This is a genomic window from Pseudomonas sp. AC463 (assembly GCF_979253585.1).
Genome location: NZ_CEEDDZ010000358.1, coordinates 1 through 316 on the forward strand (window position 1 = coordinate 1; position 316 = coordinate 316).

1 pseudogene is annotated in these 316 nt (G+C 66.8%); it reads left to right on the top strand.

The annotated features are described in order from the left end of the window. A pseudogene (locus tag AC0IYH_RS30520) lies at positions 1-316 on the top strand (hypothetical protein); the annotation flags it as partial.

Here is a 316-nt window from a genome sequence, read left to right on the forward strand (position 1 = left end):
TCCCAGTACGGGTCGGACGCGATCGCCGGCGTCATCAACATCCAGCTGAAGAAGCGTGAAGGCGGCCGCGCTCAGGCGACCTACGGCAAGTACGTGACATCGTTGCAGGACGTGTCCGGCGTATCGGGCGTGCAGACCGGCGCCAACGGCCAGCCGGTGGTGCGCGCGTCCGACGGCACGTTTGCGCTGAACGAGACGGGCAACGACCGCAAGGCGCGTGACGGCGAGACCATCACCTATGCCGCGAACATCGGCTTGCCGGTGGGCGAATCGGGCTACCTGAACTTCACCGGCGAATATCGCGGGCGCGACGCGA